Annotated in this window: 1 protein-coding gene; it reads right to left on the bottom strand. The window is 67.0% G+C overall.

Translation table 11 applies throughout. The features are described from left to right. Window positions 1–427 (bottom strand): IS66 family transposase (locus AX692_RS04020; RefSeq protein WP_155646256.1); only part of this gene is annotated, 427 nt, incomplete at both ends.

The following is a 427-nucleotide window of genomic DNA, read 5'->3' on the forward strand; positions in this document are numbered from 1 at the left end:
GCATGGGCAAAGCAGCCCGCCTCGAGCACGGGACCGGGGTTGCGTCCTTCGCGGTAGAGCTCGTTGTAGCCGCTATAGGCATCGGCCTGCAGGATGCCGGACCATGGCGCGAGATGAGCTTGCGGGTGCTCGCCGCGCCGGTCGCGCGAGTAGTGGAACAGAGCGGCGGGTGGATCGGCCCCAGCAAAGGGGCGATCATCGCGGACGTAGACCCATAATCGGGCCGTATCGGTCTTGCCTCTGGCCATGACCGGCACCGTCGTATCGTCGCCGTGGATACGGGTTGCGGCGAGAACGTGCGCCTCGATGAGCTTGTAGATCGGCATCAGCGCGTGCGCCGCAGCGCCAACCTGATCGGCAAGGGTCGAGAGGCTGAGCGGCACGCCTTCGCGGGCGAACCGCTCGGCCTGACGGTTGAGGGGCTGAT

It is taken from the genome of Erythrobacter donghaensis (assembly GCF_001557325.1).
Classification (GTDB): domain Bacteria; phylum Pseudomonadota; class Alphaproteobacteria; order Sphingomonadales; family Sphingomonadaceae; genus Erythrobacter; species Erythrobacter donghaensis_B.